25 protein-coding genes are annotated in these 25,494 nt (G+C 62.5%); 21 read left to right on the top strand and 4 right to left on the bottom strand.

Annotation, left to right across the window (positions count from 1 at the left end; genetic code table 11):
• The first annotated feature begins 24 nt into the window (after positions 1-24).
• The 4 genes from C0456_RS02005 to C0456_RS01990 all read left to right on the top strand — a co-directional run bounded on the left by C0456_RS02005 (position 25) and on the right by C0456_RS01990 (position 3,927).
• Positions 25-330, top strand: a complete 306-nt coding sequence (locus C0456_RS02005; RefSeq protein ID WP_291047738.1) for an SCP2 sterol-binding domain-containing protein — start codon at positions 25-27, stop codon at positions 328-330.
• An 87-nt stretch (positions 331-417) separates the two neighbouring features.
• Positions 418-1,371: an alpha/beta fold hydrolase gene (locus C0456_RS02000; RefSeq protein WP_291047737.1), complete on the top strand. Its 954-nt coding sequence runs from the start codon at positions 418-420 to the stop codon at positions 1,369-1,371.
• Between the two features lie 36 nt (positions 1,372-1,407).
• Positions 1,408-2,868 carry an AMP-binding protein gene (locus C0456_RS01995; protein WP_291047736.1) on the top strand — a complete coding sequence of 487 codons (1,461 nt, stop codon included), beginning with the start codon at positions 1,408-1,410 and terminating at the stop codon, positions 2,866-2,868.
• 54 nt (positions 2,869-2,922) lie between these two features.
• On the top strand, positions 2,923-3,927 hold the full coding sequence (locus C0456_RS01990; RefSeq protein ID WP_291047735.1) for an NAD(P)-dependent alcohol dehydrogenase: 1,005 nt from the start codon (positions 2,923-2,925) through the stop codon (positions 3,925-3,927).
• Positions 3,928-3,962: 35 nt separating this feature from the next.
• On the opposite strand, the gene C0456_RS01985 is transcribed toward C0456_RS01990, so the two are convergent.
• On the bottom strand, positions 3,963-5,486 hold the full coding sequence (locus tag C0456_RS01985; RefSeq protein WP_291047734.1) for a sodium:alanine symporter family protein: 1,524 nt from the start codon (positions 5,484-5,486) through the stop codon (positions 3,963-3,965).
• Positions 5,487-5,634: 148 nt separating this feature from the next.
• Here C0456_RS01985 and miaB point away from each other — a divergent pair, with 148 nt between their 5' ends.
• From miaB to truB, 16 genes are all read left to right on the top strand, one after another.
• Positions 5,635-7,011, top strand: coding sequence for a tRNA (N6-isopentenyl adenosine(37)-C2)-methylthiotransferase MiaB (gene miaB, locus C0456_RS01980; RefSeq protein WP_291047733.1), 1,377 nt, complete (start codon positions 5,635-5,637; stop codon positions 7,009-7,011).
• Positions 7,008-7,994 (top strand): PhoH family protein, encoded by a 987-nt coding sequence (locus C0456_RS01975; protein WP_291047732.1) that lies wholly within the window; start codon positions 7,008-7,010, stop codon positions 7,992-7,994. Before miaB ends, C0456_RS01975 begins: the two co-directional genes overlap by 4 nt.
• 7 nt (positions 7,995-8,001) lie before the next feature.
• Positions 8,002-8,454, top strand: a complete 453-nt coding sequence (gene ybeY, locus C0456_RS01970; RefSeq protein ID WP_291047731.1) for an rRNA maturation RNase YbeY — start codon at positions 8,002-8,004, stop codon at positions 8,452-8,454.
• A gap of 6 nt (positions 8,455-8,460) precedes the next feature.
• Entirely contained in the window at positions 8,461-9,321 is an 861-nt protein-coding gene (locus tag C0456_RS01965) for a CBS domain-containing protein (RefSeq protein ID WP_291047730.1), read from the top strand.
• 6 nt (positions 9,322-9,327) lie between these two features.
• Entirely contained in the window at positions 9,328-10,971 is a 1,644-nt protein-coding gene (lnt, locus tag C0456_RS01960) for an apolipoprotein N-acyltransferase (protein WP_291047728.1), read from the top strand.
• 45 nt (positions 10,972-11,016) lie between these two features.
• On the top strand, positions 11,017-11,451 hold the full coding sequence (locus tag C0456_RS01955; RefSeq protein ID WP_291047726.1) for a helix-turn-helix transcriptional regulator: 435 nt from the start codon (positions 11,017-11,019) through the stop codon (positions 11,449-11,451).
• 88 nt (positions 11,452-11,539) lie between these two features.
• On the top strand, positions 11,540-12,142 hold the full coding sequence (gene trmB / locus C0456_RS01950) for a tRNA (guanosine(46)-N7)-methyltransferase TrmB (protein ID WP_291047724.1): 603 nt from the start codon (positions 11,540-11,542) through the stop codon (positions 12,140-12,142).
• Positions 12,143-12,328: 186 nt separating this feature from the next.
• Positions 12,329-12,538 (top strand): cold-shock protein, encoded by a 210-nt coding sequence (locus C0456_RS01945; RefSeq protein ID WP_035597751.1) that lies wholly within the window; start codon positions 12,329-12,331, stop codon positions 12,536-12,538.
• Between the two features lie 97 nt (positions 12,539-12,635).
• On the top strand, positions 12,636-13,790 hold the full coding sequence (locus C0456_RS01940; protein ID WP_291047722.1) for an energy transducer TonB: 1,155 nt from the start codon (positions 12,636-12,638) through the stop codon (positions 13,788-13,790).
• Between the two features lie 144 nt (positions 13,791-13,934).
• Positions 13,935-14,531: a ribosome maturation factor RimP gene (gene rimP / locus C0456_RS01935; RefSeq protein WP_291047721.1), complete on the top strand. Its 597-nt coding sequence runs from the start codon at positions 13,935-13,937 to the stop codon at positions 14,529-14,531.
• The gene (gene nusA / locus C0456_RS01930) at positions 14,528-16,300 is read left to right on the top strand and encodes a transcription termination factor NusA (protein WP_291047719.1); all 1,773 of its coding nucleotides are present in this window, start codon (positions 14,528-14,530) and stop codon (positions 16,298-16,300) included. The genes rimP and nusA overlap by 4 nt, the downstream gene beginning before the upstream one ends.
• Positions 16,275-16,961 carry an RNA-binding protein gene (locus C0456_RS01925; protein WP_291047716.1) on the top strand — a complete coding sequence of 229 codons (687 nt, stop codon included), beginning with the start codon at positions 16,275-16,277 and terminating at the stop codon, positions 16,959-16,961. Before nusA ends, C0456_RS01925 begins: the two co-directional genes overlap by 26 nt.
• Before the next feature lie 55 nt (positions 16,962-17,016).
• Positions 17,017-19,590, top strand: coding sequence for a translation initiation factor IF-2 (infB, locus tag C0456_RS01920; RefSeq protein ID WP_291047714.1), 2,574 nt, complete (start codon positions 17,017-17,019; stop codon positions 19,588-19,590).
• A 9-nt stretch (positions 19,591-19,599) separates the two neighbouring features.
• Complete coding sequence (gene rbfA, locus C0456_RS01915; protein WP_291047712.1) at positions 19,600-20,007, top strand: 30S ribosome-binding factor RbfA; 408 nt, start codon at positions 19,600-19,602, stop codon at positions 20,005-20,007.
• Positions 20,008-20,103: 96 nt separating this feature from the next.
• Positions 20,104-20,721: a DUF6232 family protein gene (locus tag C0456_RS01910; protein WP_291047711.1), complete on the top strand. Its 618-nt coding sequence runs from the start codon at positions 20,104-20,106 to the stop codon at positions 20,719-20,721.
• A 132-nt stretch (positions 20,722-20,853) separates the two neighbouring features.
• On the top strand, positions 20,854-21,795 hold the full coding sequence (gene truB, locus C0456_RS01905; protein ID WP_291047709.1) for a tRNA pseudouridine(55) synthase TruB: 942 nt from the start codon (positions 20,854-20,856) through the stop codon (positions 21,793-21,795).
• Positions 21,796-22,487: 692 nt separating this feature from the next.
• On the opposite strand, the gene C0456_RS01900 is transcribed toward truB, so the two are convergent.
• The 3 genes from C0456_RS01900 to C0456_RS01890 are packed head-to-tail and all read right to left on the bottom strand — an operon-like array spanning position 22,488 to position 24,361.
• A complete protein-coding gene (locus C0456_RS01900) occupies positions 22,488-22,961 on the bottom strand; it encodes a VOC family protein (RefSeq protein WP_291047707.1) in 474 nt (157 codons plus the stop codon).
• A complete protein-coding gene (locus tag C0456_RS01895; RefSeq protein WP_291047706.1) occupies positions 22,958-23,416 on the bottom strand; it encodes a hypothetical protein in 459 nt (152 codons plus the stop codon). The genes C0456_RS01900 and C0456_RS01895 overlap by 4 nt, the downstream gene beginning before the upstream one ends.
• A 60-nt stretch (positions 23,417-23,476) precedes the next feature.
• The gene (locus C0456_RS01890; RefSeq protein ID WP_291047704.1) at positions 23,477-24,361 is read right to left on the bottom strand and encodes a methylated-DNA--[protein]-cysteine S-methyltransferase; all 885 of its coding nucleotides are present in this window, start codon (positions 24,359-24,361) and stop codon (positions 23,477-23,479) included.
• Between the two features lie 149 nt (positions 24,362-24,510).
• On the opposite strand from C0456_RS01890, the gene C0456_RS01885 reads away from it, so the two are divergent.
• Positions 24,511-25,458 carry a glutathione S-transferase gene (locus tag C0456_RS01885; RefSeq protein WP_291047703.1) on the top strand — a complete coding sequence of 316 codons (948 nt, stop codon included), beginning with the start codon at positions 24,511-24,513 and terminating at the stop codon, positions 25,456-25,458.
• Positions 25,459-25,494: the final 36 nt, after the last annotated feature.

The raw sequence follows: 25,494 nt of genomic DNA, 5'->3' as shown, positions 1-25,494 counted from the left end.
GTATCAATCCAAGGAGGAAGCCTGATGGATCTCGCCCAACTTACTGAGCGCGCAGCAGCAGCCGTTGCCGGCGGCAGCGATTTCAAGAAAAAAGTTAAGTTCGACTTCGGCAGCGTTGGCAAGCTGTTCATCGACGGCGCCGCAGGCGTGGCCGATAATTCCGACAGCGCAGCCGATGCCACCATCTCGGTAAACTGGGATGACTTCACCAAGCTCGCCGCTGGCGCGCTGGACCCGACCATGGCCTTCATGCAGGGCAAGCTGAAAGTTGCCGGTGACATGTCCGTCGCCATGCAGCTCCAGTCCCTGATGAAAAAGCTCGCTGACTGAGCCATCTGATACAGATCGCTTGACGCATTGGGCCGCCCCGGGGAGACCTGCGGGCGGCTCAATCTATCTGGCCTCTGGAGACACTGAATGGTGACGCCCTCAAGCGACAGAAGCCGCCGGTTTGTCGAAGTGCCGGGGAACCCTCCGCCGCAGGGCGCTGAGATCGTCTGGTTTGAGGGATCAGAGGGCAGGCGGCTGAGAGCGTGCATTGCCCCCGCGCTTTCACCGGCAAAGGCACGTGGCACGGTCATCGTCTGCCCAGGGCGAACCGAGTTCATCGAAAAGTATTTCGAGGTGGGCCGCGAACTCCAGCAGATGGGGTTTGCGCTCGTCATTCTGGACTGGCCGGGGCAGGGCCTCTCTGACCGGCTGCTGCCTGACAGCAAGAAGGGGCATATCGACCGTTTCGAAACTTTCATGACGGCGCTGGCAAAGGGGCTTGATGCCCTGGAAAGCCGCCTGCCCCGGCCGTACGTATCTCTCGCCCATTCGATGGGGGGCGCAATTGCGCTGGCGGCGATTGCCAAGGGCCTGGTGAAGGTGGAAGCAGCAGCCTTCTGCGCGCCCATGTGGGGGCTGAAATCGCCTTTCCTTGGTATGCGCTACCTTGTCTGGGCGATGCGGGCGACCGGCCGTTCCGGCGACTATGCCATGCAGCCTGGCCCGCCAGAGCGATTTGAGACGAATATCGTGACCCATGACAAGCGCCGCTGGGATTTGCAGCGGGCCTTGATTGACGCGCATCCAGATCTGGAGCTTGGCCCGATCACCTGGGGATGGCTTGGAGCGTCCCTTGATATCTTCTCGACCTTCTCCAAGCCCAAGACGCTGGCAACGGTGACGGTTCCGGTTTTCGTTGCTTCGGCCGGAGACGAAAAGCTGATCGACAATGCCGCCCATGCCCGCATCGCGGCGCGTCTGAAGGACTGCGAACACATTACCGTGGACGGCGCGATGCACGAGATCCTGATGGAGACGGATGATCGCCGGGCGGAGTTCTGGGGCGGATTTCAGAGATTGTTGAAGCGCGCCGGCATCTGACCTGGTGCGAATAAAAGGAAACGGGAGGAAACATTCATGGCGATCATTTCACTGTCGCGCATCATTGCGCACTGGGCGGCCGAGCAGCCGGACAGGACAGTTCTCAGCCATGAAGGCAAGGAGGTCAGCTGGGCGGAGTTTGAAGCGCGCACCAATCGTCTGGCGCGCGCTTATCAGAAGCTGGGCGTGAAGCAGGATGATTTCGTCACGATTTCCCTGCCGAACGGGATCGAGTTTTTCGAAGCCTGTTTCGCAACATGGAAAGCTGGCGCGACACCCCAGCCGATTTCAGCGCGTCTGCCAAAGCTGGAGCGCGACCAGATCGTCGAGATTGGCGCGCCGAGCCTTGTTGTTGGTGTTCCCGATGGGGAATATCCGCAGGCGGCGTGTGTTCCGCAGGGGTATCAGCCCGGCGCAGAGCTGTCAGATGCGCCGCTGCCGGAGGTTACCGCGGCCAGCTTCAAGGCGATGACATCGGGCGGCTCGACCGGGCGTCCCAAACTGATCGTCTCCAAACAGCCCGCCGCATCTGATCCAGACGTACCCCTTCTGGAGATTCCACAGCAGGGCTGCATGCTGATCCCTGGCCCGCTCTATCACAACGGCCCGTTCCTCTGGGCCATGACCGCCCTGTTCAAGGGCTGCACGATTGTCGTCACCACACGGTTTGATGCTGAGGAAACCCTGAAGCTGATCGAGAAGCACAAGGTCGATGTAGTCTACACCGTGCCCACCATGATGCGCCGCATCTGGTCGCTGCCCGAAGAAGTACGATCCGCCTACGACCTTTCCAGCCTGAAGGCGCTCTGGCACCTGGCCGCGCCCTGCCCGGCCTGGCTGAAGGAATGCTTCATCGACTGGCTGGGCCCGGAAGTGATCTGGGAACTCTATGGCGGCACGGAAGGGCAGGGCTCCACAACCATTCAGGGCACGGAATGGCTGAAACATAAGGGATCGGTCGGCAAGCCAGTGGAAACCTGCGAGATGAAGATCGTCGGCGAGGATGGCCAGACCCTGCCACCACGCGAAGTGGGCGAGGTATTCATTCGTCCCATTGCAGGCGCCGGCACCACCTATCGCTATATCGGCGCGGACGCCAAGGCCATTGATGGTGGCTGGGAAAGCCTGGGTGACCTCGGCTGGATGGACGAGGATGGCTATCTCTACCTCTCCGACCGCCTGTCCGACATGGTGATCGTGGGCGGCGCCAACATCTATCCGGCAGAAGTGGAAGCGGCGATCGAAGCTTATCCCGGCGTCAGATCCTCTGCCGTCATCGGGCTGCCCGATGAGGATATGGGCGCGCGGCTCCATGCCGTGATCGACCGGCCCGATGGCCCGGTGGATGATGCCGCGATGCTTGCTCATCTGGCCGAACGGCTCGTGCGCTACAAGATCCCGAAAAGCTTCGAATACACTGCCGAAGCGGTGCGCGATGATGCGGGTAAGGTCCGCCGGAAGGCTTTACGCGAGGCAAGGCTCGCCGCTTCCTCTTGACTTCCCCAAGGGCGCCATAGGTCCCGTCCGGTCACACCCAGGGAGGACAAGACAATGAAAGTAGCAGCCGTAAAGAAGCCCGGCGGGCTCCAGAATCTCGTGATCGAGACGCGGGACGACCCGACGCCGAAAGCGGGGGAAGTGCTGGTCCGCGTGCGGGCAAGCTCGCTCAACTATCACGATTTCGTCGTCGTGCTCGGCGGTATCCCGACGCCGGATGGCCGCATTCCGATGTCGGACGGCGCCTGCGAAGTCGTCGCGGTCGGCGAAGGTGTCACCAAATGGAAGGTAGGCGACAAGGTCATTTCGCTTTTCTTCCCCGGTTGGCAGTCAGGCCAGATCGAGGCAGCTGGATTTGCCAGCGTGCCCGGCGATGGCGCGGACGGTTTTGGCGCCGAATTTGTTGCTGCGCCTGAGACGGCGTTCACGCGGATGCCGGCCGGCTGGAGTTTCGAGGAGGCGGCGACGCTGCCATGTGCGGCGCTCACGGCTTGGCGCGGCATGTTCGTGGAAACCAAGACCAAGCCGGGTGACTGGGTTCTGGTTCAGGGCTCCGGCGGAGTTTCGATCTTTGCGCTGCAATTTGCCAAGATGGCTGGCGCACGCGTGATTGCGACGTCCTCTTCCGATGAGAAGATGGAGCGCCTGAAAGCGCTCGGCGCCGATCATGTCATCAATTATAAGACGACGCCGGAATGGGGCCGCAAGGCGTTTGAGCTGACCGGTGGCCGCGGTGTGGACGAGGTGGTCGAGATCGGCGGACCGGGCACAATGGCCCAATCCATCAATGCCTGCCGTCCCGGCGGTCATATCTCCCTGATCGGCGTTCTGACCGGCGTGTCTGGCGAAGTGCCAACCGCCGCGCTGTTCTCGCGCAATATCACCGTGTCCGGCATCACGGTCGGCTCGCGCCGCCATCAGGAAGACATGGTGGAGGCTATTGAGGCCTCCAACATGCGCCCGGTTATCGACAGCAAGTTCCCGCTGGATCAGATCGCCGCTGCCTTTGCCCATCAGGCAAGCCAGAAGCATTTCGGCAAGATCGTCCTGACGATCTGACCCTCAGCGAAAGCCTGAGCCCGCTGAACGCCCGCCTATTCGGCGGGCGTTTCCTTTATGCGCAGGTCTTCAATGAGGCTGTCGCCGTCTGCGGTTTCAGGATCACCATTTGCCTTGTGAATGCCATAGACCACGCCTGACAGCAGCAGGATGGCAAGCAGGTTGGGCAGCGCCATGGAAGCGTTGGCGATGTCGCCGAACAGCCAGACGATATTCACCTCGGCCATCGCGCCGATGAAGATGATGATCACCCAGATATAGCGGAACGGCTTCGTCGCCCATTCCCCGACGAGGAATGTCACCGCCTGCTCGGCATAGTAGGACCATCCGATGATCGTGGTGAAGGCGAAGAGAGCCAGACATAGCGTTACGAGCCAGCCCCCGACGGGGCCGGGAACGGCATCGGTGAAGGCCTGATTGGTCAGCGTTGCCGGGTTGTGGCCTTCCGCCATCCACATATGGGTCGTGGTTTCGCCCGCCCATTCCTTGAACTGCGCGGCCGTGGCCCAGCTGCCCTCGGCTGTCAGGATGACAAGTGCGGTCATGGTGCAGAGGACCATCGTATCGATGAAGACACCGATCATCGCGATCTCGCCCTGCTTGGCGGGGTTCTTCATCTGCGAGGCGGCGTGCGCGATCGGGGCCGAGCCCTGGCCCGCTTCGTTCGAGAACAGGCCGCGGGCCACACCGAAGCGGATCGCGGATAGGACAGCATAACCTGCGAGGCCACCGGCGGCCTGGTTCAGGCCAAAGGCGGAAGAGAAGATCATCCCGAATGCGCCGGGAATGTATTGCAGGTTCAGGAGCAGAATGACGATACAGGCGAGAATGTAGAGCGCCGCCATCGTCGGCACGAGGCTACCGGCCACGCGGCCGATGGATTTGATGCCGCCAACGATCACGGCAAAGACCAGGCCCGCCAGAATGAGGCCCAGCACCCATAGCGGAATGCCGATACCGCCATCCGAAAACGCCGAATGAATGTTTGCCGTCAGGCTGTTGGCCTGGATCATGCCGCCGGTGGCTGTTGCGGAGAACAATGTCCCGACGCAGAAAATCGCCGCCAGCCAGGTCCAGTTCTTTCCGAGGCCCTTCTTGATGTAATACATCGGGCCGCCATTGATGCGGCCATATTCGTCAATCTCGCGGTATTTGATGGCCAGCGAGCTTTCGGCGAAGGCGAGTGCCATGCCGAAGATCGCCGTCACCCACATCCAGAAGATGGCGCCGGGGCCGCCCAGCGTCAGGGCGGTGGCCACACCCACGATGTTACCCGTCCCGACCTGGCCGGAAAGGGCTGTGGAAAGTGCCTGAAACGGCGTGATGGCGGCAGGATCGCCATTCCCCTTGCGGCCTTTCCAGACCTCGACAAGGGCCGGGATAAACCGGAGCAGCGGCCGGCCGCCAAGGCGAAGCATGAAAAACAGGCCGGTCCCGAGCAGGATAACGGCGATCGGACCAACAGGCAGAACCTGTTCTCCACCCCATTCTCCGCCCCAGATGAAGCCGCTGACATTTTGTACGCCAGTCTCAAGGCTGGCATAGAAATTTTCGAACATGAACAGAGGGCCTCCCCGGCGCCAAAGGTGTCAATTTGGGGGCACACTAGCCCGCTTCTCTCACCTGTGAAGCCTAAAGCTGCTGTAGAGCTTGCTGCGTTGAGGAAGGTTCTTTCAGCTTGCCCGCTTTTGAGGCATAAGCCGCCAGATGACCGGCACCCCCGACGAAAAGAGCCTCAAGGGCCTGTTTATCAGGACCTATGGCTGCCAGATGAATGTCTATGATTCCGAGCGCATCCGCGATGTGCTGCGGCCCTTGGGCTATGCGCCTGTGGACGCCCCGGAAGCGGCCGATCTCGTGGTCGTCAACACCTGCCATATCCGCGAGAAGGCAACCGAGAAGGTCTATTCCGAACTTGGCCAGCTGAAGCGGATGAAGGAAGCCTCCGGTGGGCGGATGACGATTGCGGTGGCTGGGTGCGTTGCCCAGGCCGAAGGCGAGGAACTTATCCGCCGCCAACCCGCCGTGGATCTGGTCCTTGGCCCGCAGGCCTATCACAAGCTGCCGGAAATGATCGCCCGCGCCAGCCGCGCCATTGGGGACCGTCTGGAAACCGAGTTCGACACCATCGAGAAGTTCGATGCCCTCCCGAAGACGCGTGAGGCCGATGGCCCGGCGGCGTTCGTCTCGGTGCAGGAAGGATGCGACAAGTTCTGCACCTTCTGTGTGGTGCCCTACACACGGGGGGCGGAAATCTCCCGCCGTGTGGATGATATTGTCCTCGAGACGCGCAGCCTTGCCTCGCAGGGCGTTCGCGAGATCACCCTGCTTGGCCAGAATGTGAATGCGTTTCACGGGCCCGCCCCGGCAATCGAGGGCGGGGATGACTGGACGCTTGGCCAGCTGTGTCGCCATTTGTCCAGAATTGGCGGGATCGAGCGCATCCGCTACACCACCAGCCACCCGCGCGACATGGATGACGATCTGATTGCCGCTCATGGCGACACACCGGCGCTGATGCCGTTCCTGCATCTGCCGGTTCAGTCAGGCTCCGACCGTATTCTCAAATCCATGAACCGCGGGCACACAGCCGACCATTACCGGGATATCATCGCCCGCGTCCGCAAGGTCCGGCCAGACATCGCCATCGCGTCTGACTTCATCGTTGGTTTTCCGGGGGAAAGTGACGCGGATTTCGAGGCCACGATGCAACTCGTCCGGGATATCGGCTACGCCATCGCCTATTCGTTCAAATATTCCTCGCGCCCCGGAACACCGGCCGCCGAGATGCACGGACATGTCTCCGAAGCGGTAAAGGACGAACGTCTCCAGGCTCTGCAAGCCTTGCTGCGGCAGCAGCAGACCGAGTTCAATGCTTCGCAGATCGGCAAGTCTCTGCCGGTGCTGGTAACGGGCAAGGGCCGGAATCCGGGCCAGATGCATGGCCGCTCACCCTATCTGCAGGCGGTTCACTTCGAGGGGCCTGAAAGTCTCAACGGGCAGATTGTCGACGTGAAAATCGTCGGTGCGAGCCTCAATTCGCTGACCGGGGAACTGGCACGCGTGCGCGAGGCGGCTCTGTGAGCGGAAAACGGCGGTCTTCTACCGAAACTGAGCCGCAAACGGTCAGCCGCCTGTATGAGGTGCGCGAAGCCGAACGCCTGCGCGATCTCTGCGGGCCCCATCACCGGCATCTGACCCTTCTGGAAACCCGGCTGAAGGCCTTTGGGCTGCAGGCCGAAAGCCAGGGCGGCGGCATCCGGCTGAGCGGCGCGGAAGAGGGCGTGTCCATCGCTGAAGCTGCCCTTGCAGATTTCGAGCGCCGCCTGCGGAGCGGTGGGGAACCCAGCGAGATGGAACTTGATGGCGCCCTGCAGGCGGCTCAATCACCAGCGCAATCTTTCTCCGCCCTGCGGGGTCTGAAAAAGTCTGTCACCGCGATGACCCGCGGTCAGGCAAAGTACCTGGATATGCTTGCTAATCCGGATAATGCGCTGGTTTTCGGCGTCGGTCCTGCCGGTACCGGCAAGACATTCCTTGCCGTGGCAACCGGCGTTGCCGAACTCAATGCGGGCATCCGTCAGCGCCTGATCGTCACGCGGCCGGCCGTTGAAGCGGGCGAAAAGCTCGGCTTCCTGCCGGGCACGCTGGAAGAGAAGGTTGACCCTTACATGCTGCCCATCTGGGACAGCCTGCGCGAGCTGATGGGGCAGGAGCAGATGGAGCGCCGGATGGCGCGCGGCGAAATCGAGGTTGCGCCGATTGCCTTCATGCGCGGACGTACCCTGAAGAACGCATTCGTCATCGTTGATGAGGCGCAGAACACAACCGCGGCGCAGATGAAAATGGTGCTGACCCGTCTGGGCCGTGACAGCCGCATGGTCATTACCGGCGATCCCGATCAGGTCGACCTTCCTGGCAATCAGGAATCCGGTCTCAAGCAGGCCCTGCGCATTCTGGCGAATGTCGAAGGCATTTCGGTTCAGCGGCTGACCGCTGCCGATGTGGTCCGCCACGGGCTGGTTAGCCGGATCATCGATGCCTATGCCGCTGCCGGGCAGGGCTGACCCGGCCATGATCAGTTTCGATCTTATCGTCGAGGATGACAGTTGGAGCGCGCTGGGAGATCTCGACGCTCTATGCCGCAAGGCCTTTGACGCAGCCCAGTCGGTCGCGTCTGTCGATGCCGGCAACATTGCCCTGCTGCTGGCAGATGATGGCGCCCTTCATCAGCTGAATCGAGATTTTCGGGGCAAGGACAAACCAACAGACGTCCTTTCTTTCCCCTCGCTGCCGATGGACCGGCCGTTTCTAGGCGACATTGCGGTTGCATGGGGCGTCTCTGCAACAGACGCCGAAATTCAGGGGAAGAAGCTGGCAGACCACCTTGTTCATCTGCTGATCCACGGATACCTGCACCTCCTCGGATTCGATCACGAGACGGATGAAGAAGCATCAGAAATGGAAGCGTTGGAAATAAAGGCGCTTGCAACCCTCGGCATAGCTAATCCATACCAGACTGACTGACCGGAAATGAGCGATTCAGACCCCTCCGACGCGGCCCCTTCTGGCCGATTGAGAAACCTCTTCGGCTTCCGGAAGAAGGCGGCAGAGCCTGTGAATGCGACAGGCAAGGATGCCGAGCCCACCGATGCGCCACAGGTCATGCGGCTGCGGCTGGCCGAGTTCGAAGAATTGCGCGTCGACGATGTGATGGTGCCCCGGGCCGACATAAAGGCAGTGGAAGCGGGCATCGGTTTTCAGGAACTTCTGGAGTTCTTCGCCGAGGTCACCCATTCGCGGCTCCCGGTCTTCCGGGAAACGCTGGATGATCCGATCGGCTTTGTTCACATCAAGGATCTTGTCACCGAGCTGGCGAAAGGCGGAACACCGCCGCGCCGCCCGCTTGAGCGGATGCACCGGGAAGTGCTCTACGTTCCCCCTTCGATGAAGCTGACCGATCTTCTGGTGAAGATGCAGGCGACCCGCATTCATCTGGCGTTGGTGGTGGACGAGTATGGCGGCACCGATGGGTTGCTGACCCTGGAAGACCTTGTTGAGGTCATCGTGGGTGACATCGAAGACGAACACGATGATGAAGAGGCGATGTTCGTGCGCCGCAGTGCCCGTTTGTGGGAAGCGGACGCGCGCATGGAGATCGAGGATTTCCAGGAAGAGTCCGGGGTGGACCTCAGCCTGGATGATCTGGATGCGGACATTGACACGCTGGGCGGGGTCGCCTTTGCCCTCGCCGGAAAGGTCCCAGCCAGGGGCGAAGTTCTGCGCCATCCCGGCGGAACTGAGATTGAAATCGTTGATGCGGACTCGCGGCGCGTTCGCCGCCTGCGTCTGCGCCTGCCCGAACCCCCGCCGCAGCCTGCTGCCGAGGAGTAGAGTTAAATGAGCAAAGCTGTGCGCAGCCATGGATTCACTGCGCTTGGGCCTTTGCATGAGGCCTTTGCGCGCCTGTCCGGCCTGCCGGCTCTGGCCGCTGCTTTTGCGCTGGGCGCGCTTTCGGCTGTCGCCTTCGCGCCCTTTCATTTCAGCGCTGTGCTGGTCATTTCCTTCACCGGCCTTGTCTGGATGATTGATGGCGCCCGCGCGCAGGCGCGCTGGGGCAGGGCGGTGTTCCTGCGCGGATGGGCATTTGGGACGGGCTTCTTCTTGATCAGCCTTCACTGGACGGCGATGCCCTTCCTGGTCGATCCGGCGCGGACGATCTGGTTCATCTGGATGCCGCTCATCCTGCTGCCGGCGGGCATGGCGATCATCTGGGGCGCCTTCACCGCCATGGCGGGCGCCTTCTGGTCTGCCTCGCCCTCCCGCGTTTTCATTTTCGCGCTCTTCTTCGCCCTTGCGGAATTTGCGAGGGGCCATCTCTTCGGCGGCTTCCCCTGGAACCTTCCGGGCACAACCTGGATTCCCGGTGGCGCGCTTTCGCAGGCCGCCTCCCTGGGCGGCGTTTACTGGCTGACGCTTATGACGGTGTTCGTCATGGCGTCGCCGGCAGCGCTTGTGGATACGCGGGACGCGCGGGGCATTCCGCTTCGCGTTGCGCCGGCGCTTGTCTCGGTCGTGGCGCTTGCGCTCGGCTGGGCCTGGGGGGCAAACCGCACCGAAGAAACCTCTCCGCTCACCGATCAGGCAGTCGTGGTGATGGATGCCGGGGTCCCGCAGGACAAGTGGGATACGCTCGGGCCTGATCCGGTTCTCTATGAATATCTGCGCATGCTGACATATCCTGACAGCCGGCCGGGCGACATCGTGGTCTGGCCCGAAGCGGCGGTGCCGGCCTATCTGCTGCAGGATGCCAATGCGCTGGATGCCATCGCGGCTTATATCGGCCAGCGCAAGCTGATCGCGGGCACGACGCGGTATGAGCTGACGACCACTGACAGCCGCACCTACTATAACAGCCTTGCGGTGATGGACGAGACGGTCAACCAGACCGGCCCCTTGGCGCTCTACGACAAGCACCGGCTTGTCCCGTTCGGGGAGCTGGCCGCCATCAATTTCATTCCGTACGGGCCCCAGCTTAGCGGGATGCTGCCGCCGACAGTCCAGAGGCTTGCCGCAGACGGCTTCCGGCCAGGGGCAGGGGCGACGGCGATCGATACCGGCGGCCTTCCGGCCTTTGTCGCGCTGATCTGCTATGAAGGGCTGTTCCCGGAAATTTCGCGGGGCGTGAACCTGACGGATCGGGCGCAGTGGATGGTCCTGATTTCCAACGATGCCTGGTTCGGGCGCGGGATGGGGCCGGCGCAGCATTATGCGCAGAACCGTTATCGCGCGATCGAGACCGGCCTGCCGCTGGTCCGGGCGGCCAATCGGGGCACGTCCGGTATCGTCGATGGGTATGGCCGCGAGATCATGCGCACCATTCCGGCGGAAACGGCGCCGGAAGGCTGGTCTACTTCATACGGCCGGGCGAGGCTGCCCGTGGCTGCCGAAGTGACCCTGTTTCAGAGTCGGTTCGGCGCGGCCCTATTCTGGATTTCGCTCTGCTTGTTCGCACTACTGGCCTTCGCGACCTGGAGACGCTAAGGGCATTTCCTTTGTGGAAATGCGCGGCGCGCCTAGGATCAGGTCATGTCAGAAAGCAAATTGCCGAGCGATATTGACCGCATCGTCGGGGAGAACATCTACCGCCAGCGCCGCAGGTTGAAGCTCACCCAGGAAAGGCTGGGTGAGTTGCTGGGCCTGACCTTTCAGCAGGTCCAGAAGTACGAAAAGGGCGTGAACCGGGTTTCCGCCGGCCGCCTGTATGAGATTGCCAATGTGCTCGAAGTTCCCGTCGGCTTCTTCTTCGAGGGCGCCGGCACCCTCCCGTTTAGGGAAACACCAGGATTGGCCGAAGAGGCCGAGGAACCCCAGATTGCGGTCCTGTCCGACGAGGTGCTTCAACTGATAGAAGCGTTCCAGAAGATCGAAGACGCTTCCTTGCGCCGCTCCCTTCTGGCCACCATTCGGGCCGCCGCCTCCGCCTTCGAAACCCGCGCAACGCACCAGGGGCAGTATGAGTAGCGCAGACGACTCCCAGTTTCGGGACCGGCCGCTGCGCAGCTTTGGCCGGACAGGAGGGCGCCCGCTCTCTCCCCGGCAGAGAGCCCTGATGGCCGAGACGCTGAACACCTGGCGGATCGCCGAAGGAGAGGCCCCGATCGTCCTCTCGGAACTGTTTCCCGGCAAGGCGGCCTTCTGGCTGGAAATAGGCTTTGGCGGCGCCGAGCACATGATAACCCAGGCGCGCCGTAATCCGGGCACCGGGATCATCGGCTGCGAGCCTTTTCTGGAAGGGGTCGCCAAGGCCCTAGCCGGCATCGAGGAAACGGGCGCCGGCAATGTCCGCCTCTGGCCTGACGATGCACGTCCCCTGATCGCGCGCCTGCCGGATCAGAGTCTGGACAGGGTCTTCATCCTTTTTCCGGACCCATGGCCCAAGCGCCGCCAGCATAAACGCAGGCTTGTGCAGCCCGCGTTCCTGGATGCGCTCTACCCGAAACTGAAGCCCGGCGGTCATCTTCGCTTTGCCACCGATGTGAAGAGCTATGCGGATGAAGCCCTGCTGACCTTCCTCGGCGATGGCAGGTTTGAGTGGTTGGCGGCGGCCGCTGATGACTGGCGCTGTGCCCCTGCCGACCATGTGACGACCCGCTACGAATCCAAGCAGCTGGGTGATTGCCGGCCGGTCTGGTTCGACTTCCGCGTGCGGTGAGTTGACGGTCCTTCTTGACGAAAACCCCCGTACATGCGCAAATCTAGGCTATCGAAACCGGTCGGTCTGAATATCAAGACCCCGTCAGACCGACGGCAATGACTTTCCCTCCTCCGAGTTTCGACAGGCACCGCAAGGCGTAATTCCGCGTCTGCGCGGCCGACGGAACGGCAAAGGAAAGCCATTATGGCAACCGGCAAAGTAAAATGGTTCAACGATCAGAAGGGCTTCGGCTTCATCAAGCCGGACGATGGCGGCTCGGACGTTTTCGTCCATATTTCTGCTGTCGAGCGCTCGGGCCTCAAAACCCTCGCTGAGAACCAGTCGATCTCCTACGAGCTCTACAAAGACGAGCGCCGCGGCAAAACCTCGGCTGTGGACCTGAAAGTCCTCTAAGTCTTTTCCTCGGGAAGACGCGCGGAAGCGGCTTGGGCGACCCAAGCCGCTTTTGTTTTGGGTTGACCGTTGCGCTTAATCTGGCAACCTAAAGGAGGTGGCTGCCGAGGTGAAAATGAAACTGCGTGGATGGGTGTTGGCTGTATTGTTTGGGCTAATGTTTTGCGCATCGGCTTCAGCAAAAATTCCTCCTGATCTCATCCAAAGCTTCAATGTTGCTCTCGAGAAAAACGACTCTGCCGCCATCCTGCTGATTTCAGAAGAATTGATCGCTGCTGCCGCTGAGAACCCTGATGATCCCTATGCGCGCGAGATCGCTTTTGAAGCGGGAACGCAGCTGTGTATTCGGGAGGCATGTGATCGGGCCCGCAGCGCGGCGTCCATAATGCGCGGGCCAGCTAGTCAAGAAGTTTCGGCGGAACTCGGTAATTTGCTGATCGCTCTATCCGAATGGAGCGTGGAGCAGAACTCCAAGACGTCCACGGCACTGGAAAAAGCTCTCAGCGCTGTAGCACCTCAACAGCCCACCTTACTCACCATTGTGGCATTCGACAAATTTCACGCGGCTAAACTCAAGGCGGGCAATCTTGCTCAAACCCAGAAAATTGCGGACTTAGCTATCGCTCACTACGCTCCTGTGCGCGCCGTCATTCCAGAAAATTGGGCAACAGTTGAACTCTCCTCGATAGCGACGACCTTTTCGCGAAAACGAGGGTCGGAAGCCCTTGATCGTCTGGCTCGGCTGGAGGTCAGTCTCTATCCTTATATACTTGAGGAACAAGATGACCGGCCCGTGCTGAAGGACCTTTATTACCAGACCCAAGCGTGGCGTTACGCAATAACCTCCTGGTTCCGTTCGCACCCATCCAGTCATCGACGCGCAATCGCCGCAGCTGATGAGTACGTCGACACAGAAAGAAAGAAGCTGCGAAAAGCGTACTACGAGACACGCGAGAGGCCGCCGCGATATTGTCGAGGAGGGTTGGATAAGACGCCCAGCCCAAATTATCCTCGTGATGCACTGAAGGAGGGATATATCGGCGCAGTTCTGATCGGGTTCGATCTAGAAGTGGACGAGATAAGAAATGTAAGAGTTCTGGCAGCTGTGCCCGACAGCAAGTTTGAGAAGGCGGCGCTGGATTCGATGAAGAATGTTCGCTGGACTTACAATGAACAGCAGCCAGAGCCAGATTGCTCTAAAGCCAATAGCCAGCTGGTAACCATACCCTTCCAGTTTGTGATGTGGCCCTAAGGGTGTCAGGCCATCATGGTATTCATCTGGCCCCTCGACATCCCGATCAATTGCGACTATCTAGCGGCCAAGTCGAAATATATCGGCGGCGGGTCCGGAAACGGGTCCGCCGCTTTTCTTTAGTCCGGAGCCTGCCCCCTACACATGATCGTTCTGACTGAACAGGAACGCCGTCTTCTTTCGCTGATCCAGCCTGTGGCTGAGGGCATCGGGATGGAAATCGTGCGCCTGCGCGTCCAGGGTGGGCGCCGCCCGCACCTGCAGATCATGGCCGAGAGGGCAGGGGGCGCGCCGACCGATGTGGAAGATTGCGCGCGCCTTTCGCGGGCCCTGTCGCCCACGCTGGACGCCGCAGACCCGATTTCCGAGGCTTACACGCTGGAAGTATCGACGCCGGGCATCGACCGGCCGCTGACGCGTCCTGGCGATTTTGCCCGCTGGATCGGCCATGCCGTGAAGATCGAACTGGCGCGTCCGATTGATGGCCGCCGCCGCTTCACCGGCATCATTATCGGCGAAGACAATGACGGCGCCCGGATCGAGCTTGACGATGAGACCGAACTCGTTGCCGGCATCCACGAAATGAGCCGGGCAAGTCTCGTGCTCACGGACGAACTGATTGAAGCCGCGCGGGCCGCAGGAAATCTGCCACCGCAGCCGGAAGACGATGAAGAATCCCTCGCCGATTTCGAGATCGACGAGTCCGAAGACGAAGATGAAGAGACAGGAGATGTCCAATGAGCGCCATCGGCGTTTCAGCCAACCGGCTTGAAATCCTGCAGATCGCCAAGGCGGTTGCCGAGGAGAAGTCGATTGACCAGCGTATCGTCATTGAGGCGATGCAGGAGGCGATCGAGAAAGCCGCCAAGGCCAAGTACGGCCAGGAGCATGACATCCGGGCCAAGATCGATCCTGCGACGGGCGAACAGACGCTCTGGCGCGTGCAGACGGTTGTGGAAGACGAAGTTTTTGAAGACGAAGCCAAACAGCTGCGTCTCTCCGAAGCCAAGCGCATTGATGCCTCCCTGGTCTCCGGAAGCGAGCTCAAGGAAGAGCTGCCGCCCTTCGATTTCGGCCGTGTTGCTGCCCAGACCGCCAAGCAGGTGATCACGCAGAAAGTGCGCGATGCCGAGCGTGAGCGTCAGTATAATGAATACAAGGACCGCGTCGGCGAGATCGTCTCCGGCATCGTCAAGCGCGTCGAGTATGGCCATGTGATCGTCGATCTTGGCCGCGCTGAGGGCATCATCCGCCGCAATGACGGTATCCCGCGCGAGAATTTCCAGCCGAATGATCGCGTGCGCGCCTACCTTTACAAGGTGAGCCGTGAAGTGAAGGGCCCGCAGATCTTCCTGTCGCGCGCGGCACCAGATTTCATGCGCAAGCTGTTCGCCCAGGAAGTGCCGGAAGTCTATGAAGGCGTTATCCAGATCAAGGCCTGTGCCCGCGATCCGGGCAGCCGGGCCAAGATCGGCGTTATCTCCAATGATAGCTCGATCGATCCGGTCGGCGCCTGCGTCGGTATGCGCGGCGCGCGTGTCCAGGCGGTCGTCGGCGAGCTTTCGGGCGAGAAGATCGACATCATCCCGTGGAGCTTTGACGCGGCCACTTTCATCGTGAACGCGCTGCAGCCGGCAGAAGTCTCGAAGGTGGTGCTCGATGAAGACGAGCGCCGCGTCGAGGTTGTGGTGGCTGACGATCAGTTCCCGCTGGCCATTGGCCGCCGCGGCCAGAACGTGCGCCTGGCATCCCAGCTCACCGGCTGGCAGATCGACCTGATCACCGAGTCGGCAGATTCCGAACGCTTCCAGAAGGAATTCCAGGAGCGTACCGAACTCTTCATGAAAGCTCTGGATGCGGACGAAACCCTCGCCCAGCTGCTGGCTTCGGAAGGCTTCGAGTCGGTTGAAGAGATTGCCTATGTCGCTTCCGATGATTTCATCACGATCGAGGGCTTCGACACCGATGTGGCTGAAGAGCTGCAGGAGCGTGCCCGCGAGTATCTTGAGCGCGTCGCCGCTGAAAACGATGCCAAGCGCCGCGAACTTGGCGTGACGGACGACGTCATGGCGCTGGAAGGCATGACGCCCTCCTTTGCTGTGAAGCTTGGTCAGGAAGGCGTGAAGACGGTTGAAGATGTGGCCGGTCTCGTTCCGGACGACATCACCGGCTACCGCGAGCCCGGTCCGGACGGAAAGCCCGTCTGGGTCGAAGGCATCCTCAAGAAGGGCGAGATGCGCAAGGACGACGCCAATCTGTTTGTCATGAAGGCGCGCGTTGCCGCTGGCTGGATCGAGCCGGAAGCCATTGAGGAGATGCTGGCGCAGCAACAGTCAACCGAAGCAGCCCCTGAGCTGACCGAGGAGGAGCGTGCGCTCCTCGCGCTTGGCGAGCTCGGCAATTCGACTGACGATGATGAAGAGGAAGAGGCCCTTGCCGAAGAGCTCGGCATTGACCTCTCCGAACTTGAATCGGAGGGCGGCGATGACGAAGCCGCGTCCCGAGAGTGATCCGCGCCTGATCGCAGACAATTTGGATGATGGTCCGGGCGAGGAGGATACTTCCTCGCCCGAGCGCCAGTGCGCGGTTACCCGCGAGCGGCTGCCGAAGGCGGCGATGCTGCGCTTTGTGCTGTCTCCCGATGGTGTTGTGACGCCGGACATTCAGGAGCGCCTGCCGGGCAGGGGCGTCTGGGTGAAGGCAGAGCGCGGCGTGATCGATCTGGCCGCCAAGAAAGGCGCTTTCGCACGCGGGTTCAAATCTCAGGTCACAGTGCCTGAGGGGCTGGCCGATCTGATTGAGCGCCTTCTCCTCAAACGCTGCGTCGACACGCTCAGCCTTGCGCGCAAGGCCGGGCAAGCCATATGCGGGTTTGACCAGGTGCGCGACGCTCTGCGCGGCGGGCACCCCGCTTTCCTGCTTGAGGCGGCAGATGGCGCGGAAGATGGCCGCTCGAAGGTATATTTTCTCGCAAAAGCCCTATATAGCGACGTGAAAGTCGCCGGAGCGCTCAGCGCGCCGGAATTGGGCATGGCATTTGGACGCGACCGTGTGATACACGGGCTCGTCCGTAGGGGGCCCATCGCGGATTCCTGGGAGATCGCCTATCGGCGCCTCACCGGATTTCGGGAGGCACCAGAGCTGACCTGGTTCCAGGAAACGGGCCGATAACGGAAACTGCCGGAACACAGAGGTGTTTCGGTGTAATATGTGATATGTAGGACGAATGAGCGATACGAACGATCAAGGCAATTCCGGTGGGCGCAAGCCGTTGACTGTGGTGCGGAAGACCTCCGGCACGGTCAAGCAGAGCTTCAGCCATGGGCGCTCCAAACAGGTGGTCGTCGAGACCAAGAAGCGCCGCCCGGTGTCTGCCGGTGGCGGGCAGGGCGGTGGCAATGATGCTGGCCCCGCGACGCCGTCTGCTTCCGATGCAATGGAAGCCAAGCTGGTCGCTCTTGCTGCCAAGCTCGGCATCACAGTTGCCGAGCTCAAGGCCCGGCAGAAAGTGCTTGAGCAGCGCAAGGCCGAAGAAGCCGCCCGCGCCAAGGACACCGAGGCCGAACGGGCCGCTCAGGATCGCCTGCGGAACGAACAGGAGCGCAAGCAGCAGGAAGCCCGCGAACGCGAAGAGGCTGAGGCTCGCCGCCGCGCTGAGGAAGAAGCCGCCAAGCTGGCCGCCGAAGCTGCCACCCGCGAACAACGCGTGGAACGCCCGACAAAGGCGCCCCGTGCTGCCCCTGCCGTTCAGGCCCCTCCGGCCGCCGGAGCAGAAGAAGCCGATGCCGGCCGCGCCAAGCGCGGCGGTGGAAGCCCAAGCAAGCCGGCGCGCGATGATCGTGCCGAGCGCGCCCGGGAAGTGGCAACGAAGGCGTCGCGCGATGCCGGCGAACGCCGCCGTGGCAAGCTGACCATCGCTTCGGCGCTGGGCGATGATGCAGACCGTCAACGCTCGCTCGCCTCGGTCCGCCGGGCCCGCGAGCGTGAACGCGAACGCCGTATTGGCGGCGCTGATCACCGCGACAAGGTTTCGATCGAAGTCACCCTGCCGGAAACGATCACCCTCCAGGATCTCGCCCAGCGTATGAACGAGCGCGTCGCTGACGTCGTGAAGTTCATGTTCAAGCAGGGCGAAATGCTGCGCGGGAATGACATCATCGACGCCGACATGGCAGAGCTGATCGCCGGCGAATTCGGCCACACCGTGAAGCGCGTGTCTGAGGCCGACGTTGAAATCGGTCTTGAGGGCGAGGACGACCGTGAGGAAGATCTGCAACCCCGTGCGCCGATCGTCACCATCATGGGCCACGTCGACCACGGCAAGACCTCGCTGCTGGACGCCCTGCGCAAGACAGATGTGGCCGGCGGTGAAGCCGGCGGCATTACCCAGCATATCGGCGCCTATCAGGTTCAGCTGAAATCCGGCGAACGGATCACCTTCCTGGATACGCCGGGCCACGCTGCCTTCACGGCCATGCGTGCCCGCGGCGCCAACGCGACCGACATCGCCGTTCTGGTCGTCGCCGCAGACGATTCCATCAAGCCGCAGACGATTGAATCCATCAGCCATGCCAAGGCGGCCGGTGTGCCGATCGTCGTGGCAATCACTAAGTCTGACCTGCACGACGCCAATCCGGACAAGGTCATCACAGACCTTCTGCAGCATGACATTCAGGTCGAATCCATGGGCGGCACGACGCAGGCCGTGAGAGTGTCGGCCAAGACCGGCCTCGGCCTTGACGAGCTGACGGACGCGATCTCGCTGCAGGCCGAAGTGCTTGAACTGAAAGCCAACCCGAACCGTCCGGCGGACGGCGTCGTCATCGAGAGCAAGCTCGACAAGGGCCGTGGCCCGGTCGCGACGGTTCTGGTGAAACGCGGTACGCTCAAGCGCGGCGACATCGTCGTTGCGGGCGGCAATTGGGGCAAGGTGCGCGCGCTCGTCGATGAGCGCGGCCAGCAACTTGCCGATGCCGGTCCTTCGCTTCCGGTTGAGGTGCTCGGCCTGGATGGCGCGCCGGATCCGGGCGACGTTTTCGTCGTCGTCGAGAACGAGGCCCGCGCCCGTGAGATCACGGAATACCGTGTCCGGACGAAGCGCCAGATTGCCGGCAATGCGTCCGTGGCAGCGCGTGCCTCGCTGGATCAGATCATGAATCGCCTGAAGGACGGCGCCATCGAGACCAGCGAACTGCCGATCGTTCTCAAGGGCGATGTGCAGGGCTCTGTCGAAGCGATCACCATGTCGCTCGACAAGATCTCGACCGAGGAAGTTCGCGCCAAGGTCATTCATGGCGCTGTCGGCGGTATTTCGGAGTCCGATGTTCTGCTCGCGCGCTCGTCGAATGCGCCGATCTTTGCGTTCAACGTCCGCGCCAACAAGCAGGCGCGTGATCTGGCCGAGCGTGAAGGTGTCGAGATCCGCTACTATTCGGTGATCTACGACCTGCTCGACGACGTGAAATCGACCCTGTCGGGCATGCTTGCCCCGGAGAAGCGGGAGACCTTCCTCGGCTATGCCGATATTCTGGAAGTCTTCAACATCACCAAGGTCGGCAAGGTTGCCGGCTGCCGGATCTCCGAAGGCAAGGTTCTCCGCGGTTGCGGCGTGCGCCTGCTGCGCGACAACGTCGTTATCCACGAGGGCAAGCTCAAGACGCTCAAGCGCTTCAAGGACGAAGTGTCCGAGGTCAATGCAGGCATGGAATGCGGCATGGCGTTCGAGCGCTATGACGATATCCGCGTCGGCGACAAGATCGAGTGCTTCCAGGTCGAGGAAATCGCAAGGACGCTTGCGTAACACCCCGATATGGCCCGCCGCCCGACACCTCCCGGTCTTCCTTCCCAGCGCCAGTTGCGCGCTGGGGAGATCATCCGCCATGCCCTTGCCGAGATCATCTCGCGCGAGGACTTCCGCGATCCCGATCTTGCCAATGTCATCGTCACGGTCGGGGAAGTGCGCTGCTCCCCCGATCTCAAGCATGCCAATATCTTCGTCACCCCGCTGGGCGACGAGTCCGAGGAGGGGCGCAAGCGTCTCACCGAGGCGCTGACCCGGGCGAAGGGGTTCCTGCGCGCGCGGCTGGGCCGCGAGATCGAACTGAAGTTCACGCCAGAGCTGCATTTCATCGCGGACGCCTCCTATGATGAGGCAACCGCTATCGACAGGCTGCTGAACGATCCGCGCGTGCGCCGCGACGTGGACAGCCAGGACTGAAGGCAGGCGGCTGCCGTCTTTCTGCCTTTTTGCTTTGTCATTTGACAGGATGGGATGGCCCTGCCAGCCCATCATATTGGGTAATCGGGGCTCAGAATGGACCGTCAGACACTCGACATGGAAGGCGCCCGCCAGGGCGAGGTTTCCGCAGCTTCGCTGCAGATGGGCGACGATACCATCGCCATCCGCCGGATCGCGACCATGTCGGTCGAGCGCCATGAGTTTGCCCCCTGGGATACCCCGCGCAATCGCAAGACGCAGAGCGTCTATGCCACCTTGTGTGTCTCCCTTCTTTTCTTCGGCCTGCTGGGGCTCGGCTGGTGGGCGCTGCGCCCGGCGCAGGGCGATGGGGTGATCGGCCTCTTTGCCGGCATCGGTTTGCTGGTTCTCGGCGTCCTTCTGGGCATCCGGGCGGCGATGATTGCTGTGATGCTGAAGAAGCGGGAGCCTTACTACCGCCTCCTGATCGGCACTTCGGATGCCCGGCAGATCCCGCTGGTGGACAATAACCGGGATGTTCTGGTGAAGATCCGGGATGTGGTGCGCCACAAGATGGATACGGGCGACGCGGCCATCACGGGCGATTTCGATCTCAATCTCGATGTCGTGAACCTTCGCCTGCCCAAGGGCGCAGCGCTGAGTGCCGCCGCGCCGGCCAAGCCGGAGCCTGCCCAGGAAGACGATGTTTTCGAAGGCCCGCGCATTACTTTCTGATCCTTTTTGCCGGGCGCAGCAGCAGGCCCCGTTGACGCGGCAGGGCCAGCGCGCATAAGCCCGGCGGCACAATATGAGCCCTTTGCCGGCTGCGCGTTCGAACCGCCAGACTGGCCAGCCCGGAGAATACCAGTGTCCCGCCAACGTAAGCGCAAAGGCGAGCCCATCACGGGCTGGATCAATCTTTTCAAGCCGGTCGACATGACCTCCACCCAGGCGGTGGCCATCATCAAGCGGCTCTACAATGCCGACAAGGTGGGCCATGGCGGCACGCTTGATCCGCTGGCGGACGGTATCCTCCCCATCGCGCTCGGCCAAGCGACCAAGACCGTCCAGTGGGCGATGGACGCGCACAAGGAATATGTCTTCACCATCCGCTGGGGCATTTCGACCGCCAGCCAGGACGCCGAAGCCGAAGTGATTGCCACCTCAGATGTGCGCCCGGACCGGGCCGCCATCGAAGCGGCGCTGAAGCGCTATATCGGGACGATCCAGCAGGTGCCGCCGAAATATTCCGCCATCAAGGTGGCGGGCGAACGGGCCTATGACCTGGCGCGGGAAGGCGAAGCGTTCGAGTTGGAGGCCCGCGAGGTGGATGTGCATGCCGCCAGCGTGATCGGTATGCCGGACGCCGATCATACGGTGATCCATGTCGTCTCGGGCAAGGGCTTCTATGTCCGGGCGCTGGCGCGGGATCTGGCCAATGATCTGGGCGCGGAGGGCCATATCACCCAGCTTCGCCGCAACCGCGTCGGCGCTTTCGGGGCGCAATCGGCCGTCTCCCTTGCCGATCTGGAGGCGCTGAAGGAGGACAAGCCCGCCCTGATGACGAAGCTGCAGCCACTGCATGCGGTCCTCTCCGGCATGCCGCAGGTGCAGATCAGCCCGCATGACGCGGCCAATATCCGCCAGGGGCGCTCGATTGTCCTGCTGCCGCATGTGGTGGAAGGCTGGCGCGAAGGGCGCAGCGATGAGGACGACCGGGTTGCCCTTGCCCTTATGGGTGAGGAGGCGATTGCGCTGGGCGAAGTCCGCGCCGGACAGTTCGAGCCGGTGCGCGTTTTTACCGGGTAGCCGGTCGCCGGAATGCTGGTGCGGCGTGTCTCCATGCGGCTGTATCCGGATTGGCGGGGCCATCCGGGTTCGGAGCAGTTCGGTCGGCTCACTTGAAGTGGAGCCTGCGCGGCGGGCGCCGCGGCGCCCGGTGGTTTAAGTTTTACTGTTGCGGTGTGGGCGCATTCGCCCGCCGCGCACTGCCGCCGGAGTTTCGGGCAGTTTTCGGGATGACTTCGGCGCTGCCAGGCCTTGACCACTTACCATTGCTCACGTGACCTCTCGGGTGAGAGGCGGGCCAGTCGGGGTTCTCTACCGGCTTTTTGGTCCGGCTTGCCTGGATCAACGTCCCTAGGGTTGCGGTGGGCCGTTACGTCCACCGCCTCCCATCCTCCGGGGCGCCCCTCCCCCCAAACCGAACGGTACCGGCGCGGCTCCTGTGGGGAGGATGCGTGTAATGTGGGGGAACGGGACACCCGGTCGGATAAGGTTTTCTCCGCGCGTGTCATCCCGGACACCGCGCAGCGGTGATCCGGGACCTTGGTGAGGGCGCTCTGCAAACCGTGAGCAGGTCCCGGCTCTGCGGCCGCTGCGCGGCCTTGGCCGGGATGACACGGGGGGTGGAGGGGCTTTCTGGGTCCCGGATATTTGCTCCGCAAATTCCGGGATGACGGGTGGGAGGTGTTGGATAGGCGGGGGGCTTATCCTCCTTCTTACCAGGCCCCGATATTCGGGGCGCTGGCCCAGGGCTCTTGCGGGGCCAGCGGTTTGCCCTTCTGGAGGAGTTCGACGGAGATGCCGTCGGGGGAGCGGATGAAGGTCATCCGGCCGTCTCTGGGCGGACGATTGATCGTGACGCCGAGATCGGCAAAGCGCTGGGTGGCGGCGTAGATGTCTTCGACCTGATAGGCGAGGTGGCCGAAATTGCGCCCGCCGGCATATTCGGTCTCGTCCCAGTTATGGGTGAGTTCCACCATCGGGATATTGAGCGATGTTGGGGAGGCGCCTTCGGGCACGCCGCCATTGCGGGCGATGTCTGCCGGGGCGGCGAGGAAGACCAGGGTGAAGCGCCCGGCTTCATTGTCGTACCGGGTGACTTCGGTGAGGCCGAGGCCGTCGCAGAAGAAGCGCTTGGCCGCGTCAATGTCGCCGACGCGGATCATGGTGTGGAGGAATTCAGGGCTCATGAATAGGCTTCCTTCAGATTACGGATGACCTGCCGGAGGTTTGGCGGTGTCAGGGTGTAGTAGCGGCGCAGGGCGGCGGCGAGGAGCAGCACCGTCACGCCCATGAAGGCGAGGAAGATGCTGAAGGTGTGGATCAGGGTGCCGCGCTCGAACACTGGGGAGGTGCCCGAGAGCTGCCAGAAAGTGTCCCAGATCATGTTGAACACGGCGATCAACGGGGCGAGGCCCAGCGTCAGCAGGGCGGCGCAGACATAGATATAGGTGGCGGCGCGGGGGCCTTCGGCGCGGAGATAGAGATCGGTGAACTCCTTCTCGTCAATGCCAGGAGGCAATTCACCCGATTGCTGGCGCAGGGCGAGCAGCTGGGGCGCAAATTCCCGCGTCTGTTTCCACCGCCAGCCAAGGTGGGCACCCCAGGCCAGGATGGCAAAGATGAGAAGAAAGTAGAGCCACATGGGTCAGGTCCGCTTCAGGGCCAGAATTGGGCGCCCGAAGCTGGCTGGCCCCCTTGAGGATCAGGCCAGATGGGCGCGTTCGTATACCAGCATGGCGCGCTTTCGCGCCACACCCCAATGATAGTTATGCAGCCGGCCATCGGCTGCAAGGGCCCGGTGGCAGGGGATGAACCAGCTGACCGGGTTGGCCCCGACCGCCGCGCCGACCGCGCGGGAGGCCCTGGGCGCCTCGATCGCGGCGGCCAGGCGCCCATAGGTGCAGGTTTCGCCGGCTGGAATATCCAGCAGCGCGCGCCAGACCTGACGGCGGAAAGGCGTGCCATAGAGGCAGACGGGCAGGGGCGCGCCATCCTCGAACACGTCCCGCGCCATGCGCTCGGCGGCGGCGTCATCCCGGCGGATCGTGGCGGCGGGATAGCGGGCGGCGAGATTGGCGAAGGCGTCTTCTTCCTGGCGGCCCTGATGCTCGAAGCCGGTGCGCGGGGCGGCCTCCTCGTCGATGAAGCCGAGCGCGATGAGGCCGCGCGGGCCAATCAGCCAGGCGCCCATGCCGAAGGGGGTGGGCGCCTTGCCGAGGGTAAGGTCTGCGCCCTTGCCGCCGGATTTGGCTTCGCCGGGGGTGAGGCCTTCATGGGCGATGAAAAGGTCGTGCAGGCGCCCTGGGCCGGAAAGGCCGGTCTCGAGGCTGGCGTCCAGCACGCTGGCGCCCTGGCGCAGGAGATCGCCCGCAGCGGCATGGGCAAGGGCGCCCTGGAACTGTTTCGGGCTGATGCCGGCCCAGCGGGTGAACTCGCGCTGGAAATGATGCGGCGAGAGGCCCATGGCCCGGGCGGCGGCGTCAAGGCCGGGCCATTCCTGCCAGGTGTCGCCCAGCCATTCGAGAGCCTTGGCCATGCGGGCATAGGCGCGGGCGCGTTCGTCGAGGGGGGAGAGGGTGTCTGCCATGGAGGGGAGTTTGCCGGAGCCGCCAGGGCGGCGCCACCCGATTCTTGCCGTTTCTTATCCCAGAGTTAAGGGCGGAATTTACACTTTCCTGCAAACAGGAACGCGCGCAGAGTGCGCCCCAAAAACAGCCTGGGAGGCAAACGGTTACCATGGCGGACGCCCGCAGCATTATCCTGCACGAATATCCTGCATCGCCCTATGCCGAGAAGGTGCGCCTGACGCTTCGCCTCAAGAACCTCGCCTATGCGAGGGTCGAGCAGCCCTCGATCATGCCCAAGCCCGACCTTATCCCGCTGACGGGCGGCTACCGGCGCATTCCGGTGCTGCAGATCGGCGCGGATATCTATTGCGACACGGCGATCATCCTGCGGGAGCTGGATATCCGCTATCCGATGGTGTCGCTGAAACTGCCGGGCCATGAGGGCCTTTCGCAGATGGTGGCGGGCTGGAGCGACGGGCGCTGGTTCCAGTCTTCGGTGGCGGTGATCTTTGGCGAGATCGGGGACAATGTGCCCGAAGCCTTCATCAAGGACCGCGAGCAGCTTTCCGGGCGGCCGTTCAACATCCCGGCGATGAAGGCGGTGGCGCCGATGATGCGCGACCAGTGGCGGGCGCGGCTGATGCTGCTGGAGGAGCGGCTGGCGGGCGCCAAGGGCGCGGGCGGCGGGCTGTATCTGATCGGCGCGAAGCCGGGCTTTGTCGATGTGCATGCCTACATGAATGTGTGGTGGATGAAGCAGGCCGTGCCGGCCTTTGCCGATGCCTGTTTCGAGAGCGCGCCGCTGACGCGGGCCTGGTATGACCGGCTGACCGAAGTGGAAGGCCAGACGCCCGAGACGATCACGCCGGCTCAGGCCATTGCGATTGCCAAGGATGCGGCCCCGCGCCTGGTGGCGGCAACCACGCGCAACGAACCGCAGGGCTTTGCGCCGGGCGAGCATGTGGCGGTGGCGCCAGACGATTACGGCCAGGACTGGGTGGAGGGCGAGCTGGTGCATGCCGACAGCCAGCGCGTGATCCTGCAGCGGGTGAGCGACGTGGCCGAGACCATCCATGTGCATTTCCCGCGGGCGGGCTTCCTGGTGCGCCGGGCCTGATACGGGTTGCGCAGGCGCGATCCGGCGCTAGGCTTT

Origin of the sequence: Hyphomonas sp., assembly GCF_013823385.1 — a bacterium.
Taxonomy (GTDB): domain Bacteria; phylum Pseudomonadota; class Alphaproteobacteria; order Caulobacterales; family Hyphomonadaceae; genus Hyphomonas.
This window is presented reverse-complemented; position numbering and strand designations above follow the sequence as displayed.

Coding starts and splice junctions, on each gene's coding strand:
- C0456_RS02005 (WP_291047738.1), top strand. CDS start 25: ATGGATCTCGCCCAACTTACTGAGCGCGCAGCAGCAGCCGTTGCCGGC.
- C0456_RS02000 (WP_291047737.1), top strand. CDS start 418: ATGGTGACGCCCTCAAGCGACAGAAGCCGCCGGTTTGTCGAAGTGCCG.
- C0456_RS01995 (WP_291047736.1), top strand. CDS start 1,408: ATGGCGATCATTTCACTGTCGCGCATCATTGCGCACTGGGCGGCCGAG.
- C0456_RS01990 (WP_291047735.1), top strand. CDS start 2,923: ATGAAAGTAGCAGCCGTAAAGAAGCCCGGCGGGCTCCAGAATCTCGTG.
- C0456_RS01985 (WP_291047734.1), bottom strand. CDS start 5,486: ATGTTCGAAAATTTCTATGCCAGCCTTGAGACTGGCGTACAAAATGTC.
- miaB (WP_291047733.1), top strand. CDS start 5,635: ATGACCGGCACCCCCGACGAAAAGAGCCTCAAGGGCCTGTTTATCAGG.
- ybeY (WP_291047731.1), top strand. CDS start 8,002: ATGATCAGTTTCGATCTTATCGTCGAGGATGACAGTTGGAGCGCGCTG.
- C0456_RS01965 (WP_291047730.1), top strand. CDS start 8,461: ATGAGCGATTCAGACCCCTCCGACGCGGCCCCTTCTGGCCGATTGAGA.
- lnt (WP_291047728.1), top strand. CDS start 9,328: ATGAGCAAAGCTGTGCGCAGCCATGGATTCACTGCGCTTGGGCCTTTG.
- C0456_RS01955 (WP_291047726.1), top strand. CDS start 11,017: ATGTCAGAAAGCAAATTGCCGAGCGATATTGACCGCATCGTCGGGGAG.
- trmB (WP_291047724.1), top strand. CDS start 11,540: ATGGCCGAGACGCTGAACACCTGGCGGATCGCCGAAGGAGAGGCCCCG.
- C0456_RS01945 (WP_035597751.1), top strand. CDS start 12,329: ATGGCAACCGGCAAAGTAAAATGGTTCAACGATCAGAAGGGCTTCGGC.
- rimP (WP_291047721.1), top strand. CDS start 13,935: ATGATCGTTCTGACTGAACAGGAACGCCGTCTTCTTTCGCTGATCCAG.
- nusA (WP_291047719.1), top strand. CDS start 14,528: ATGAGCGCCATCGGCGTTTCAGCCAACCGGCTTGAAATCCTGCAGATC.
- C0456_RS01925 (WP_291047716.1), top strand. CDS start 16,275: ATGACGAAGCCGCGTCCCGAGAGTGATCCGCGCCTGATCGCAGACAAT.
- infB (WP_291047714.1), top strand. CDS start 17,017: ATGAGCGATACGAACGATCAAGGCAATTCCGGTGGGCGCAAGCCGTTG.
- rbfA (WP_291047712.1), top strand. CDS start 19,600: ATGGCCCGCCGCCCGACACCTCCCGGTCTTCCTTCCCAGCGCCAGTTG.
- C0456_RS01910 (WP_291047711.1), top strand. CDS start 20,104: ATGGACCGTCAGACACTCGACATGGAAGGCGCCCGCCAGGGCGAGGTT.
- C0456_RS01900 (WP_291047707.1), bottom strand. CDS start 22,961: ATGAGCCCTGAATTCCTCCACACCATGATCCGCGTCGGCGACATTGAC.
- C0456_RS01895 (WP_291047706.1), bottom strand. CDS start 23,416: ATGTGGCTCTACTTTCTTCTCATCTTTGCCATCCTGGCCTGGGGTGCC.
- C0456_RS01890 (WP_291047704.1), bottom strand. CDS start 24,361: ATGGCAGACACCCTCTCCCCCCTCGACGAACGCGCCCGCGCCTATGCC.
- C0456_RS01885 (WP_291047703.1), top strand. CDS start 24,511: ATGGCGGACGCCCGCAGCATTATCCTGCACGAATATCCTGCATCGCCC.